We start from the raw sequence: 14,810 nt of genomic DNA on the forward strand, positions 1-14,810 counted from the left end.
GTGGGTATGCCCCCAGTGTCGAGATTTCATTGCGTTGCCGGTAGCTACCAATCTGATGCATCTGATTCAACCTTCAGTTGAAAATGGCGAGATGCAGCCTCTCAGCCACCTCGAATCCTTCGTCCGCAGCGCGGAAGCCGGGAGCTTTTCAGCCGCCGCCCGCCGACTCGGCCTGACGCCGGCGGCCGTGAGCAAGAACGTGGCGCGGCTGGAAACAGGCCTCGGCGTGCGGCTCTTTCAGCGCAGCACCCGCAAGCTCACGTTGACCGAAAGCGGCGAGCGCCTGTTCCGCCAGATCGGCGGCGCCCTCGGCACGCTGGCCGATGCCGTCGCCGGCATCGCGCAAAACGACGGCGCGCCCGCCGGCATCCTCAAGGTCAGCATGGGCCAGGCGTTCGGTCGCGCCTACATGCTGCCGCTGTTGTCCGAGTTCCTGGCGCGCTATCCCGCCGTGCTGCCCGACTGGCACTTCGACAACCGGCAGGTCGACCTGATCGGCGAAGGTTTCGATGCCGGCGTCGGTGGCGGCATCGAGCTGACGCAGGGTCTGGTGGCGCGCGAGCTGGCGCGCGTGCACATCGTGGCGACCGCCGCCCCGAGCTACCTGGCCGGCAAGCCGCTGCCACGCCGTCCGGCCGACTTGGCCGACCACGACGGCATCGTCCGCCGCTCCTCGCCGACTGGCCGCGTGCGGGCCTGGACGCTGCGCAACAGGGCCGGCGACGAAGGCGTGGCCGAGACGCGGCCACGGCTGATCTTCAGCGACCCCGAGGCGATGCGCGATGCCGCCGTGATGGGCCTGGGCGTGGCGCTGCTGCCGATGGCCTTTGCCCTGCCCGCGCTGCAGAGCGGCGCGCTGCTGCGCCTGCTGCCCGGCTGGTATGCGGACAACGGGCCGATCTCGCTCTACTACCCAAGCAAGAAGCTGCTGCCGGCCAAGACCCTGCTCTTCGTCGATTTCGTGGTCGAGCGGCTTCGCGAGCAGGACTTCGCACGGCGCATGCTGGGCGGTTGAGCCCGGCGGTCGCTTTCGGGTCGCCCGGGGTTTCCACCCGCGACGCCAAGACCGCTTAGCCGGTACAAACAGCCCATGACCTTCTCCCCTTCTCTTCCGCGCCGCGCCGTCCTGGCGCTGGCCACGACCGCCGCCCTCACCCTCCTGGCCGGCTCCGCCGCCGCCCAGGCCACCTGGCCGACCAAACCGGTGCGCATCGTGGTGCCCTTCGCGCCGGGCGGCACCACGGACATCCTCGCGCGCGCCATCGCGCCCGAACTGTCGAAGGCTTTCGGCCAGCAGTTCATCGTCGACAACCGGGCCGGCGCCGGGGGCAATGTCGGCGCCGAGATCGTGKCCAAGGCGCCGAACGACGGCTATACCCTGCTGATGGGCACGGTCGGCACGCACGGCATCAACCGGGCGCTCTATCCCAAGCTGCCCTACGACCCGATCAAGGACTTCGTGCCGATCACGCTGGTGGCGGCGGTGCCCAACGTGATGGAAATGAACGTCGACAAGGCGCGCGCGCTCAACATCAACAACGTCGCCGACTTCATCAAATACGCGAAGGCCAATCCCGGCAAGCTCAACATGGCCTCGAGCGGCAGCGGCACCTCGATCCACCTGGCGGGCGAGCTCTTCAAGAGCATGACCGGCAGCTACATGACCCACATCCCGTATCGCGGCTCGGGCCCGGCGCTGATGGACATGGTGGGCGGCAATGCCGACGTGATGTTCGACAACCTGCCGTCCTCGATGCAGCAGATCAAGGGCGGCAAGCTCAAGGCGCTGGCCGTGACCAGTTCGCAGCGTTCGCCGGCCCTGCCCGACGTGCCGACCGTCGAGGAAGCCGGCGGCCCCGCACTCAAGGGCTACGAGGCCAGCTCGTGGTTCGGCCTGCTGGCCCCGGCCGGCACCTCGCCGGAGATCGTCAACCGCATCCAGCAGGAAGTGGCCAAGGCCCTGGCCACGCCGGCCGTGAAGGAAAAGCTGGTCGCCCAGGGCGCCATTCCCAGCGGGAACTCACCCGCCGACTTCGCCAAGCTGATCGATTCCGAACACGCCAAGTGGGCCAAGGTCGTCAAGGCCTCCGGCGCGAAAGTGGACTGACCCCCAGGTTGCCCGGCACTTCGTGTCCGGGCGCCCACCCCCTTCCAGGGGGCGCAGTCAGCGGCCCGGCGAAGCCGCTGAACTGTTGCTCACCCCCAGGTTGGGCTCACTGCGTGTAGCCCGCCCACCCCCTGCCGGGGGCGCAGCCAGCGGCCCGGCGAAGCCGGTTCCGCGGCTGCCCACGAACAGGCGCGCTACGCGCAGCCATAGAACCAACACAGCGCCGGATTCTGGCCGGCGCAGCCAGGCCCGTTGGTGAAACACCGCGGAACTGGCTTTGCCAGGCCGCTGGTGTTGCCCCCGGTAGGGGGTGGGCGGGCTACACGCAGTGAGCCCAACCTGGGGGCGAGCTCAAGTATTCCAGACGACGTCCTTGCCGTCGGCCAGCGAGTCCTTGAGCATGTGCAGCAAGGGCACGGCACGCTGGTGCAGACCGATGTGCTGTTTTTCGGCTTCGTTGTCGTGCCCCTCGACCGCGTAGTCGTCGGCATTGTGGACGTTGCGGTTCTCGCGCGCCACGGCCGCCTCGAGCGCCGAAATGGCGGCCGGAATCTGTTCTCCCGTGATGACGCCCTGGTGCGCCGGCGCCTTGCCGATGATGTCGAGCAACTGGCGCGCGTGGATTTCAAGCATCACGAAAGGGGGGGTGGCTCGCGATTGGAATCGATACAGCATGGTGCCTCTCTCACTTGTAGATGTAGTCGCGAACGAAAGGGTACTCCGATTGCGCGCCGCGCAGCGGCCGCGCATCGACCTGGCCGTCCGGCCGGGTCGACAGCATCTGGTGCAGCGAAATCCAGCCTTGCTCGAAGCACATCGCCGAGCCGGCGAGGTAGAGCCGGTAGGCGCGCAGGATGCGCTCGGCGTTCTCGCCCTGGCGGCCGCCGCCCCTCTGGAGCACTTCGCGCGCCTCGCCGAGCCGCGCCTCGAGGGCGTCGGACCAGGCCCACAGCGTGCGCGCATAGTGCGGCCGCAGGTTCTCGGTGTCGACCATCTCCAGCCCCGCAGCCGCGGTCTCGCGCAGCACGTGGGTCACGTGCAGCAATTCGCCGCCCGGGAAGATGTACTTCTCGATGAAGTCGCCCATGCCCGCGCCGAGCTGCCGGTAGTCGAGCTGGCCCGAGGTGATGCCGTGGTTCATCACCAGGCCGCCGGGCGCCAGCAGCGAATGGATCTTGCGGAAGTAGGTCCCCATGTTGGCACTGCCGACGTGCTCGAACATGCCGATCGACGAGATCTTGTCGAAGGGCTTGGCGCTGTCGAGTTGGCGGTAGTCGCGCAGCTCGACCCGCACCCGGCCCTGCAGCCCCTTCTCCTCGATCAGGCGCTGCACGTGGGCATGCTGGTTCTTCGACAGCGTGATGCCGGTCGCATCCACGCCGTAGTGTTCGGCCGCCCACATCAGCAGCGCGCCCCAGCCCGAGCCGATGTCCAGGTAGCGCTCGCCCGGTTTCAGCATCAGCTTGCGGCAGATGTGGTCGAGCTTGGCCTCCTGGGCCTGCGACAGCGTCATGTCGGCGCTGCGGAAATAGGCACACGAATAGACCCGCCGCGGATCGAGCCACAAGGCATAGAAATCGTCGGAGACGTCGTAGTGGAACTCGATCTGGGCCGCATCCTTGCCCAGCGAATGCGAGCCGCGTGATTTGGCGCGGCGCTGCAGGCGGCTCCACCAGCCGGTGTTGGTCTCGGCCGGATTGCCGGGCAGCAGGCCGACCGCTGCATCGATCAGGTCGCGCATAGCGCCTTCGATCTGGATGCGGCCCTCGACGTAGGACTCGCCGATCGAGCCGATCTGGCGCCCCGCCAGCTTGGTCAGCTCGGACCAGTCCTTGAAGGCCAGGGTGACGCGGGCCCCGGCCTTGGCCACCTGCCGGCCATCGGGGAGTTGCAGCGCGATGGGAACGGACAGCGAGGAAAGCTGGGACTCGATCTTCGGTATCAGGCTTTGCATACAGGACATTCTTGCCAGCGAAAAGAGGCTCGTCAACCGGGTGGGCCGGGAACCTCGGGCTTTCCATGGTTGACACGAGATCGTTTATGTCTAAACTATTTATCCATGAATAGCTTCACTCCGAATCTTCGCCGCGTGCTGTGCATCGGCGGCGGCCCCGCCGGGCTCTACTTCGCACTGCTGATGAAGGCCCGCAAGCCTTCGCTGCAGGTCACGGTGATCGAGCGAAACCGCCCGTTCGACACCTTCGGCTGGGGGGTGGTGCTGAGCGACCAGACGCTGGCCAACCTCGCCGCCGCCGACGCCCCCACCGCGGCGCTGATCGGCCGCGAGTTCCATCACTGGGACGACATCCAGGTCTTCTTCAAGGGCCGGCAGGTGCGTTCGGGCGGCCACGGCTTCTGCGGCATCGGGCGCAAGCGGCTGCTCAACATCCTGCAGGAGCGCTGCCTCGAGCTCGGCGTCGAGCTGGTGTTCGAGACCGACGCCACCGACGACCAGGCGCTGGCGGCTCAATACAAGGCCGACCTCGTGATCGCCAGCGACGGCCTCAACAGCCGCATCCGCCAGCGCTACGCCGAGGTCTACCAGCCCGACATCGACCTGCGCCAGTGCCGCTTCGTCTGGCTCGGCACCCACCAGACCTTCGACGCCTTCACCTTCGCCTTCGAACAGACCGAGCACGGCTGGTTCCAGGCCCACGCCTATCAGTTCGACGACAAGACCTCGACCTTCATCGTCGAAACGCCCGAGGCCGTATGGCAGGCCCACGGACTCGACAAGATGGAGCAGCCCGAAGCCATCGCCTTCTGCGAGAAGCTGTTCGCCAAGTACCTGGGCGGCCATACGCTGATCAGCAACGCCACGCACCTGCGCGGCTCGGCCAACTGGATCCGCTTCCCGCGCGTGGTCTGCAAGCACTGGACGCACCGCGTCGAGGTCGACGGCAAGACGGTGCCGGTGGTGCTGATGGGCGACGCCGCCCACACGGCGCACTTCTCGATCGGCTCGGGCACCAAGCTGGCGCTCGAGGACGCGATCGACCTGGCGAACGAATTCGAAAGCGGCGGCGACATCGGCCCTGTGCTCGAGGCCTACGAGGCCCGCCGCAGCGTCGAGGTGCTGAAGATCCAGAACGCGGCGCGCAACTCCACCGAGTGGTTCGAGAACGTGCCGCGCTACACCGGCATGGAAATCGAGCAGTTCGCCTACTCGCTGCTCACGCGCTCGCAGCGCATCAGCCACGAGAACCTGCGCCTGCGCGACACGCAATGGCTGGACGGCTACGAGCAGTGGCTGTCGGGCCAGGGAGGGGGTGGGCGCATGCTGGCCGAAGGCAGCGCCGCCAGGCGACTGCCGATGCTGTTGCCGCTCAAGGTCCGCGGGCTCGAGCTCAAGAACCGCATCCTGGTGTCGTCGATGGCGACCTACAGCGCGGTCGACGGCGTGCCGCAGGATTTCCTGCTGGTGCACCTGGGCGCGCGCGCGCTCGGCGGCGCCGCGATGGTGATGGTCGAGATGACCAGCCCGACGCCCGAGGGCCGAATCTCGCCGGCCTGCACCGGGCTCTACAACGACGCCCAGCAGGCGGCCTTCCAGCGCATCGCCGATTTCGTCCACGCGCAGTCGAGCGCCAAGATCGGCATGCAGCTCGGCCACAGCGGCCCCAAGGGGTCGACCCGCATCGGCTGGGAAGGCTCCGACGAGCCGCTCGAGGACGGCAACTGGCCGCTGCTGGCGCCGAGCGCGCTGGCCTATGGCGAGCAGAACCAGCTGCCCGCGGCGATGACCCGCGCGCAGATGGACCTGATGCGCGACCAGTTCGTCGCCTCCACCCGCCGCGCCGTCGAGATCGGCTTCGACTGGCTCGAGCTGCACTGCGCCCACGGCTACCTGCTGTCGGCCTTCCTGAGCCCGCTGACCAACCTGCGCACCGACGACTACGGCGGCAGCATCGAGAACCGCCTGCGCTACCCGCTGGAGGTGTTCCGCGCCATGCGCGCCGCCTGGCCGGCCGAGCGCCCGATGAGCGTGCGGATCTCGGCCCACGACTGGGCGCCGGGCGGCAACACCGACGCCGACGCGGTCGTGATGGCACGCGCCTTCAAGGAGGCCGGCTGCGACTTCATCGACGTCTCCTCGGGCCAGACCACGCGCGCCGCCAGGCCGGTGTACGGCCGCATGTACCAGACGCCCTTCGCCGACCGGATCCGCAACGAGGTCGGCATCTCGACCATCGCGGTGGGCGCCATCACCGACGCCGACCAGGCCAACAGCATCATCGCGGCCGGCCGTGCCGACCTCTGCGCGATCGCCCGGCCGCACCTGGCCGATCCGGCCTGGACGCTGCACGAGGCCGCCAAGCTGCAGAGCCGCGACGTCGACTGGCCCAAGCAGTACCTGAGCGGCCGCGACCAGATGTACCGCGAAATCGCCAAGCAGCAGCTGCTGGCGGCGGCGCTGGCAGCGGCACCGCGCGCCGAGGAAGAACACTGACATGAAATGCCCCCACGCTCATCACTTCGTGTATCGCTGCCCCCCGAGGGGGCGCTCAGTGCCCTTCGGGCGGCCGGGCGGGCACTGACATGGACCTCGAAGCCCGCGCCCACAGCGAACACCCGGACGAGCTCCGGCTCTGGCTGCGCCTGCTGACCTGCACCCAGCTGATCGAGAAGCAGGTGCGCAACGAGCTGCGCGAGCAATTCGCCACCACGCTGCCGCGCTTCGACCTGATGTCGCAGCTCGAGCGCGCGCCCGAAGGTCTCAAGATGAACGAGCTGTCGCGCCGCATGATGGTCACGGGCGGCAACGTCACCGGCATCACCGACCAGCTGGTCACCGAAGGACTGGTCGAGCGCGTCGACGTCGCCGGCGACCGCCGCGCCTGGCGCGTGCGACTCACGGCACGCGGCCGCAAGCTGTTCAACGAGATGGCGCAACAGCACGAAGCCTGGATCTGCGACGCCTTCGCGTCGTTGACCCCGAAGGAAATCAACCAGCTCCACAAGCTGCTCGGCAAGGTCAAGCAGCATTCGCATCAACAAATGGCGGAGGCCCTATGAAGCACTACATCGGCGCGGCGAGTCCCATGCGCGCACAGTTCGAACCCAAGGCCGGCTACCAGGCCGAGCATTTCTCGTGGGCCTTCGAGGCCGGCGTCGGCACCGTGACGCTGAACCGTCCCGAGCGCAAGAACCCGCTGACCTTCGACTCCTACGCCGAGTTGCGCGACCTGTTCCGGGCGCTGAACTTCGCCACCGACGTCAAGGCGATCGTGGTCACCGGCGCGGGCGGTAACTTCTGCTCCGGCGGCGACGTGCACGAGATCATCGGCCCGCTGACGCAGATGAAGATGCCCGAACTGCTCGAATTCACGCGCATGACCGGCGACCTCGTCAAGGCCATCCGCCATTGCCCGCAGCCGATCGTCGGCGCCATCGACGGCGTCTGTGCCGGTGCCGGCGCCATGATCGCGCTGGCCTGCGACCTGCGCTACGGCTCGCCCGCCACCCGCACCGCCTTCCTGTTCACGCGGGTCGGACTGGCCGGCGCCGACATGGGCGCCTGCGCGCTGCTGCCGCGCATGATCGGCCAGGGCCGCGCTTCCGAACTGTTGTTCACCGGCCGCGCCATGACCGCCCAGGAGGGCCATGCGTGGGGCTTCTTCAACGCGCTGCACGAGAGCGACACCCTGCTCGGCGCCGCGACGGCGGTCGCCCGCGACCTGGCCGAAGGCCCGAATTTCGCCCACGGCATGACCAAGACCATGCTGTCGCAGGAGTGGTCGATGACCATCGACCAGGCGATCGAGTCCGAGGCCCAGGCCCAGGCGATCTGCATGCAGACCGGCGACTTCAGACGCGCCTACGAGGCCTTCGCCGCCAAGCGCAAGCCCGCCTTCCAGGGAGACTGACCGCATGGCCGCCTCCGCTGTAGATCCCTCGACGGCGCATCTCGCGCTGCCCTTCTTCGACGAGGCGCACCGCGCCCTCGCGCGCGCGCTGCTGCCCTGGGCCGCGGCGCAATCGGTGGACGAGCGCGACGACCGCGCCGCCTGCCGCGACTGGGTGCGGCGCCTCGGCGACGGCGGCTGGCTGCGCTACTGCGTGCCGGCCAGTTCCGGCGGCGCGCTCGAACGCCTCGACTCGCGCGCCCTGGTGCTGTTGCGCGAAACGCTGGCCTTCCACTCGCCGCTGGCCGATTTCGCCTTTGCGATGCAGGGACTGGGGAGCGGCGCCATCACGCTCGCCGGCACGGGCGCGCAGCACGCCGACTACCTCGCCCCGGTGGGCCGCGGCGACAAGATCGCGGCCTTCGCGCTGAGCGAGCCCGAGGCCGGCTCCGACGTCGGCGCGATGGCGATGCGCGCCGAGCCCACCGCCGACGGCTGGCGCCTCACCGGCGAAAAGACCTGGATCAGCAACGGCGGCATCGCCGATTTCTATTGCGTCTTCGCCAAGACCGATCCGGGCGCCGGCTCGCGGGGCATCACGGCGTTCATCGTCGATGCGAAGACGCCGGGGCTCGACACCTCCGCGCACATCGAGGTCATGGCGCCGCATCCGCTGGCCACCCTGCGCTTCGACGGCTGCACGGTGCCGCGCACGGCCCAGCTCGGCGAGCTCAACGGCGGCTTCAAGCTGGCGATGCGCACGCTCGACATCTTCCGCGCCTCGGTGGCCGGCGCCGCGCTCGGCATGGCCCGCCGCGCCCTGTCCGAAGCCGTCCAGCATGCGCAGAAACGCAAGATGTTCGGCCAGACCCTGGCCGACTTCCAGCTCACGCAGGCCAAGCTCGGCGAGATGGCGGCGCTGATCGACAGCGCGGCGCTGCTGACCTATCGCGCGGCCTGGATGCGCGACGACAGCGAAGCCCGCGGCGCGCCCGCGGCCGGCGACCTGACAGCCGCCGCCGCGATGGCGAAGATGTGCGCCACCGAGAACGCCAGTCGCGTGATCGACATGGCGCTGCAGATGCACGGGGGCCTCGGCGTCAAGGTCGGCACCAAGGTCGAGAGCCTCTACCGCGACATCCGCTCGCTGCGCATCTACGAGGGCGCGACCGAGGTCCAGCAGTTGATCATCGGCAAGGCCGTTCTGCGTTCGACGCCGGGCCGCCCCAAGGCGGACGACGCCCCCTCGGGGGGCAGCGACGACGCGCAGCGCGGCGCCCGAGGGCAGAAGGCGAACAAATGACGTACAGCGCGCAAACCGACCGTTTCGTGCATGACCGCCTGCCGCCGGCGGATCAATTGCCGATCTTCCGCTACGACCTGCCCGAGCTGCAGTTGCCCGACCGTCTGAACCTGGTCGAGGAACTGCTCGACAAGGCGGCCGCCAAGGGCTTCGCCGACCGGCCGATGCTGCGCTCGCCGGGCCGCACGCTCAGCTATGCCGAGGCGGCGGTCGAGGTCAACCGCATCGCGCAGGTGCTGACCGAGGACCTGCACCTGGTGCCGGGCAACCGGGTGCTGCTGCGCGGCGGCAATTCGATCGCCATGGCGCTGGCCTGGCTGGCCGTGGTCAAGGCCGGCCTGATCGCGGTCGCCACCATGCCGCTGCTGCGGGCCAAGGAGCTCGGCGAGATCATCGACAAGGCCCAACCCACGGTCGCGCTGTGCGAAGGCAAGCTGCTCGAAGAACTGGAGGCTGCACAGCAGGCCCATCCGGTGCTGCGCACCATCGTCGCCTTCAACCGGCTCGATGCGCCCGATTCTCTGACCACCCGCGCGGCCGCGAAGAGCGGTGTCTTCCAGGCCTGTCCGACCGCGGCCGACGACGTCGCGCTGCTGGCTTTCACCTCGGGCACCACCGGCAAGCCCAAGGCGCCGGTCACCACGCACCGCGACGTGCTGGCGATGTGCCAGACCTGGCCGCGCCACGTGCTCAAGGCGCGCAGCGACGACATCGTGATCGGCTCGCCGCCGCTGGCCTTCACCTTCGGGCTGGGCGGGCTGCTGGTGTTCCCGATGTGGGCCGGTGCCTCGGTGTATTTCCACGACAAGCCCTACACGCCCGAGACGATGGTGCAGGTCATCCGGGAGGTCGGCGCCACCCTCTGCTACACGGCGCCCACCTTCTATCGCCAGATGGCGGCCTTCGCCAAGGCGGCCGGCGTGCCGAGCCTGCGCATCAGCGTGAGCGCCGGCGAGGCACTGCCCGACGCCACGCGCCAGCTCTGGAAGCAGGCCACCGGCCTCGAGATGCTCGACGGCATCGGCGGCACCGAGGTCTTCCATATCTACATCTCGGCCGCCGGCGACGAGGTGCGTCGCGGCGCTGTGGGCAAGGCAGTGCCGGGCTTCACCGCGAAGATCGTCGACGACCAAGGCAAGGAGGTGCCGCGCGGCACGGTCGGCAAGCTGGCGATCCTCGGGCCGGTCGGCTGCCGCTACCTCGACGACCCGAGGCAGGCCGACTACGTGCGCAACGGTTGGAACTACCCCGGCGATGCCTTCGTGGAGGACGAGGAYGGCTACTTCTTCTACCAGTCGCGCGCCGACGACATGATCGTCACGGCCGGCTACAACGTCGGCGGCCCGGAGGTGGAAGATGCGCTGCTCAAGCACCCGGCGGTGGCCGAGTGCGGCGTCATCGGCAAGCCCGACGACGAGCGCGGCATGATCGTCAAGGCCTTCTGCGTGCTCAAGGCCGGGCACACCGGCGATGCCGCCATGACCAAGGCGCTGCAGGACCACGTGAAAGCGGCCATCGCCCCCTACAAATACCCGCGCGAGATCGCGTTCGTGGCCCAGCTGCCGCGCACCGAGACCGGAAAACTCCAGAGATTCAAATTGAGGCAAATGACATGATCAAGCACCTGCAACCCCCAGGCTGGCTGCCGCCCAAGGGCTATGCGAACGGCATCGCGGCCCGCGGCACCCAGGTATTCGTCGGCGGCCAGATCGGCTGGAATTCGCAGCAGCAATTCGAATCGGACGACTTCATCGAACAGGCGGGGCTGGCCCTGCGCAACATCGTCGAGGTGCTGCGCGAAGCCGGCGCCGGTCCGGAGCACATGGTGCGCATGACCTGGTACATCACCGACCGCGACGAGTACAACCGCCGTCTTGGCGAGCTGGGCCCGGTGTATCGCGAGGCCATGGGACGCAACTTTCCGGCGATGACCTGCGTCCAGGTGGCGGCACTGGTCGAGGCCCGCGCCAAGATCGAGATCGAGGTCACGGCGGTCGTGCCCGACTGAATTCGAGGCCGGCCCTGGCAATTCCGGGACCGGCCAGGGAGCGAGAAGAATCCGGAATCAAGGAATTCCGGGCACAAAAAAGCCCACTTGGAAGTGGGCTTTTTGCTTCGTCGGCAACCTGAAAAGGCTGTCGGGAATTTGGTTGCGCGAGCAAGATTTGAACTTGCGACCTTTGGGTTATGAGCCCAACGAGCTACCAGGCTGCTCCATCGCGCGGCAAGATCGAATTATATACTATTCTGCTGCGTTTTGCTCGTCTGCAGCAACTTCCGTCACATCGGGACGGTCGACCAGTTCGACCAGCGCCATGGGCGCGTTGTCGCCCACGCGGAAACCCATTTTCAGGATGCGCGTGTAGCCGCCCGGACGTGCCTGGTAGCGGGGCCCAAGTTCGCCGAACAGCTTGACGACGCTGTCGCGGTCGCGCAGGCGGTCGAATGCGAGGCGCTTGTTGGCAACCGTCGGCTTCTTGGCCAGCGTGATCATCGGTTCGATGACGCGGCGCAGTTCCTTGGCCTTGGGGACCGTGGTCTTGATGGCCTCGTGCTCGATGAGCGAGTTCATCATGTTCTGCAGCATCGCGAGGCGGTGCGAGCTGGTGCGGTTGAGTTTGCGGAGTCCGTGTCCGTGACGCATGGTGTGTTTTCCTTTACCTTTTAAATTCGTCCAGCCGTATCAGGTACTGAACGTTCACCCAAAACAGAAGTGCAAGGCCGCCGAAGGTGGCCTTGTTTCCTGTTAACGTTTATCGAGGCCGGCCGGCGGCCAGCTTTCGAGCTTCATGCCCAAGGTCAGGCCGCGCGAGGCGAGCACTTCCTTGATTTCGTTGAGCGACTTGCGACCCAGGTTCGGGGTCTTGAGCAGCTCGTTCTCGGTGCGCTGGATCAGGTCGCCGATGTAGTAGATGTTCTCGGCCTTCAGGCAGTTGGMCGAACGCACCGTGAGTTCGAGTTCGTCGACCGGACGCAGCAGGATGGGGTCGAACTGCTGGGCGCTGCGCGGTGCCGGGGCGTCGAACGCAGCGAGTTCGCCGCCTTCGAGCTGGGCGAACACAGCCAGTTGTTCGACCAGGATCTTGGCCGAGGCGCGGACCGCGTCTTCGGCGGTGATCGCACCGTTGGTCTCGATCTCGACCAGCAGCTTGTCGAGGTCGGTGCGCTGTTCGACACGGGCGCTCTCGACCGTGTAGCTCACGCGCTTGACCGGCGAGAACGAAGCGTCGAGCACGATCCGGCCGATCGACTTGGTCGGCTCGTCGGCGTAGCGGCGCATCGTGCCGGGCACGTAGCCGCGGCCCTTCTCGACCTTGATCTGCATGTCGAGCTTGCCGCCTTGCGACAGGTGGGCGATCACGTGGTCCGGGTTGATGATCTCGACGTCGTGCGGCGTCTGGATGTCCGACGCGGTGACCGGGCCTTCGCCGTCCTTGCGCAGGCTCAGCGTGACTTCATCGCGGTTGTGGAGCTTGAACACCACGCCCTTGAGGTTCAACAGGATGTTGACGACGTCTTCCTGCACGCCATCGATCGACGAGTACTCGTGCAGCACGCCGGCGATCGTGACTTCGGTGGCCGAATAGCCGACCATCGACGACAGCAGGACGCGGCGCAGTGCATTGCCGAGCGTGTGGCCGTAGCCGCGCTCGAACGGTTCGAGCGTGACCTTCGCCTTGTTGGGCGCGAGTTGCTCGACCTGGATGGTCTTGGGTTTCAGCAGGGTTGTTTGCATGCAGGACTTCCTCTCAATACCCCCGGCTCGTTACACCGGTAAGGCTGGTGAAGCGCCCGGCGGGAATGCATCCCGGCGGGAACAAAAAATCAAAAGCACGGGCCGCGTCAGCGGCACGTTATCGCCTTACCTTGAATACAGTTCGACGATCAGCGATTCGTTGATGTCGGCGCCGAATTCGTCGCGGTCGGGGACCTTCTTGAAGGTGCCTTCAGCCTTGTCGGCGTTGACTTCGACCCACGCCGGCATGCCCACCTGGGCGGCCAGTTGCAGCGCTTCGGCCACGCGGGTCTGCTTCTTCGACTTGTCGCGCACGGCAATCACGTCGCCGGTCTTGACCAGGTACGACGGGATGTTGACCGACTGGCCGTTCACCGTGATCGCCTTGTGCGACACCAGCTGGCGTGCTTCGGCGCGCGTCGAGCCGAAGCCCATGCGATAGACCACGTTGTCCAGGCGCGCTTCGAGGATGAACAGCAGGTTGGCGCCGGTATTGCCGCGGCGGCGATCGGCTTCCTCGAAGTAGCGGCGAAACTGCTTCTCGAGCACGCCGTACATGCGCTTGACCTTCTGCTTTTCACGCAGCTGCAGGCCGAAGTCGGAGGTGCGCTGACCCGAGGTGCGACCGTGCTGGCCGGGCTTGGAGTCGAACTTCGACTTGTCCTGGATCGAGCGGCGGGCGCTCTTCAGGAACAGGTCGGTGCCTTCGCGGCGGGAGAGTTTGGCCTTGGGGCCGAGGTAGCGTGCCACTTGATCTTCCTTCTATGTCATCTGCCGCAGGGATGCTGCGGGAGCCATCAGCGGCGTGCCGATGGCGGTGGGCTTGTTGAAAAACAAAAAATGCGCAGCCGCTGTGAAGCGGGCTGCGCCGAGCGTTGTCGCCTTAGATGCGACGGCGCTTTTGCGGACGGCAGCCGTTGTGCGGCACCGGGGTCACGTCGGCAATGGAATTGATCCGGATGCCGAGCGCAGCCAGGGCGCGCACCGACGATTCGCGACCGGGGCCGGGGCCCTTGATCTCGACATCGAGGTTCTTGATGCCTTGCTCGACCGCGGCGCGGCCGGCGACTTCGGAAGCGACCTGCGCAGCGAACGGCGTCGACTTGCGCGAGCCCTTGAAGCCCTGACCACCCGACGACGCCCACGACAGAGCGTTGCCCTGGCGGTCGGTGATCGTGATGATCGTGTTGTTGAACGAGGCGTGCACGTGGGCGATGCCGTCGGCAACGTTCTTGCGAACCTTCTTGCGAACGCGCTGTGCCGCGTTATTGGCAGGAGCTTTAGCCATGGGGGTCTATCCTTATTTCTTCAGGGACTGCGCGGCCTTGCGCGGACCCTTGCGGGTGCGGGCATTGGTACGCGTACGCTGGCCGCGCATCGGCAGGCCGCGACGGTGGCGGAAGCCGCGGTAGCAGCCGATGTCCATCAAGCGCTTGATGTTCATCGTCGTTTCGCGACGCAGGTCACCTTCGATGGTGAAGAGAGCGATCTGGTCGCGGATCTTCTCGAGATCGGCGTCGGTCAGATCCTTGATCTTCTTCGCATAGTCGATGCCGCTCGCTTCGCAGATCTTGCGTGCGCGAGTGCGACCGATGCCGAAAATGGCGGTCAGGCCGATTTCAGCGTGCTTGTGCGGCGGAATGTTGATGCCAGCAATACGTGCCATGTGCGTCCTCTAAATCTCTAACAATCAACCCTGGCGCTGCTTGTGGCGCGGGTCGGTACAGATCACACGCACCACACCCTTGCGGCGGATGATCTTGCAATTACGGCAAATGGTTTTGACCGAAGCCGAAACTCTCATTTCATTCTCCTAAA

The 14,810-nt window shown here is 67.0% G+C and carries 16 protein-coding genes and 1 tRNA gene; 8 read left to right on the forward strand and 9 right to left on the reverse strand.

The window, feature by feature from the left end; all coding sequences use genetic code 11:
• Positions 1-91: 91 nt before the first annotated feature.
• The gene (locus AC1D2E_RS12985; protein ID WP_478197785.1) at positions 92-1,015 is read left to right on the forward strand and encodes a LysR family transcriptional regulator; all 924 of its coding nucleotides are present in this window, start codon (positions 92-94) and stop codon (positions 1,013-1,015) included.
• A gap of 75 nt (positions 1,016-1,090) precedes the next feature.
• Positions 1,091-2,107, forward strand: coding sequence for a Bug family tripartite tricarboxylate transporter substrate binding protein (locus tag AC1D2E_RS12990; protein ID WP_478197786.1), 1,017 nt, complete (start codon positions 1,091-1,093; stop codon positions 2,105-2,107).
• A 351-nt stretch (positions 2,108-2,458) separates the two neighbouring features.
• Here AC1D2E_RS12990 and AC1D2E_RS12995 read toward each other — a convergent pair whose 3' ends face one another.
• Both AC1D2E_RS12995 and AC1D2E_RS13000 read right to left on the reverse strand, forming a co-directional pair.
• Positions 2,459-2,782, reverse strand: a complete 324-nt coding sequence (locus AC1D2E_RS12995) for a DUF1840 domain-containing protein (protein WP_478197787.1) — start codon at positions 2,780-2,782, stop codon at positions 2,459-2,461.
• A 10-nt stretch (positions 2,783-2,792) separates the two neighbouring features.
• A complete protein-coding gene (locus AC1D2E_RS13000) occupies positions 2,793-4,061 on the reverse strand; it encodes a class I SAM-dependent methyltransferase (protein ID WP_478197788.1) in 1,269 nt (422 codons plus the stop codon).
• A gap of 105 nt (positions 4,062-4,166) precedes the next feature.
• On the opposite strand from AC1D2E_RS13000, the gene AC1D2E_RS13005 reads away from it, so the two are divergent.
• From AC1D2E_RS13005 to AC1D2E_RS13030, 6 genes are all read left to right on the forward strand, one after another.
• Entirely contained in the window at positions 4,167-6,557 is a 2,391-nt protein-coding gene (locus AC1D2E_RS13005; protein ID WP_478197789.1) for a bifunctional salicylyl-CoA 5-hydroxylase/oxidoreductase, read from the forward strand.
• An 89-nt stretch (positions 6,558-6,646) separates the two neighbouring features.
• Positions 6,647-7,123 (forward strand): MarR family winged helix-turn-helix transcriptional regulator, encoded by a 477-nt coding sequence (locus tag AC1D2E_RS13010; RefSeq protein ID WP_478197790.1) that lies wholly within the window; start codon positions 6,647-6,649, stop codon positions 7,121-7,123.
• A complete protein-coding gene (locus tag AC1D2E_RS13015) occupies positions 7,120-7,974 on the forward strand; it encodes an enoyl-CoA hydratase family protein (protein WP_478197791.1) in 855 nt (284 codons plus the stop codon). Before AC1D2E_RS13010 ends, AC1D2E_RS13015 begins: the two co-directional genes overlap by 4 nt.
• Before the next feature lie 4 nt (positions 7,975-7,978).
• On the forward strand, positions 7,979-9,256 hold the full coding sequence (locus AC1D2E_RS13020; protein WP_478197792.1) for an acyl-CoA dehydrogenase family protein: 1,278 nt from the start codon (positions 7,979-7,981) through the stop codon (positions 9,254-9,256).
• Positions 9,253-10,872, forward strand: a complete 1,620-nt coding sequence (locus AC1D2E_RS13025; RefSeq protein WP_478197793.1) for an AMP-binding protein — start codon at positions 9,253-9,255, stop codon at positions 10,870-10,872. Before AC1D2E_RS13020 ends, AC1D2E_RS13025 begins: the two co-directional genes overlap by 4 nt.
• On the forward strand, positions 10,869-11,264 hold the full coding sequence (locus tag AC1D2E_RS13030) for a RidA family protein (RefSeq protein WP_478197794.1): 396 nt from the start codon (positions 10,869-10,871) through the stop codon (positions 11,262-11,264). The genes AC1D2E_RS13025 and AC1D2E_RS13030 overlap by 4 nt, the downstream gene beginning before the upstream one ends.
• Before the next feature lie 139 nt (positions 11,265-11,403).
• Here AC1D2E_RS13030 and AC1D2E_RS13035 read toward each other — a convergent pair.
• The 7 genes from AC1D2E_RS13035 to rpmJ form a co-directional block, all read right to left on the reverse strand.
• Positions 11,404-11,480: transfer RNA gene (locus AC1D2E_RS13035), tRNA-Met, on the reverse strand.
• 18 nt (positions 11,481-11,498) lie between these two features.
• On the reverse strand, positions 11,499-11,900 hold the full coding sequence (gene rplQ, locus AC1D2E_RS13040) for a 50S ribosomal protein L17 (RefSeq protein ID WP_478197795.1): 402 nt from the start codon (positions 11,898-11,900) through the stop codon (positions 11,499-11,501).
• A gap of 102 nt (positions 11,901-12,002) precedes the next feature.
• Complete coding sequence (locus AC1D2E_RS13045) at positions 12,003-12,992, reverse strand: DNA-directed RNA polymerase subunit alpha (RefSeq protein ID WP_478197796.1); 990 nt, start codon at positions 12,990-12,992, stop codon at positions 12,003-12,005.
• Between the two features lie 126 nt (positions 12,993-13,118).
• On the reverse strand, positions 13,119-13,742 hold the full coding sequence (rpsD, locus tag AC1D2E_RS13050) for a 30S ribosomal protein S4 (RefSeq protein WP_478170875.1): 624 nt from the start codon (positions 13,740-13,742) through the stop codon (positions 13,119-13,121).
• Between the two features lie 133 nt (positions 13,743-13,875).
• Complete coding sequence (gene rpsK / locus AC1D2E_RS13055) at positions 13,876-14,280, reverse strand: 30S ribosomal protein S11 (protein ID WP_009124825.1); 405 nt, start codon at positions 14,278-14,280, stop codon at positions 13,876-13,878.
• Positions 14,281-14,292: 12 nt separating this feature from the next.
• Positions 14,293-14,658 (reverse strand): 30S ribosomal protein S13, encoded by a 366-nt coding sequence (gene rpsM, locus AC1D2E_RS13060; protein ID WP_286371094.1) that lies wholly within the window; start codon positions 14,656-14,658, stop codon positions 14,293-14,295.
• Positions 14,659-14,682: 24 nt separating this feature from the next.
• Positions 14,683-14,796, reverse strand: coding sequence for a 50S ribosomal protein L36 (gene rpmJ, locus AC1D2E_RS13065; protein WP_038201958.1), 114 nt, complete (start codon positions 14,794-14,796; stop codon positions 14,683-14,685).
• Between the last annotated feature and the right edge of the window lie 14 nt (positions 14,797-14,810).

It is taken from the genome of Variovorax sp. P1_H2, from assembly GCF_056405295.1.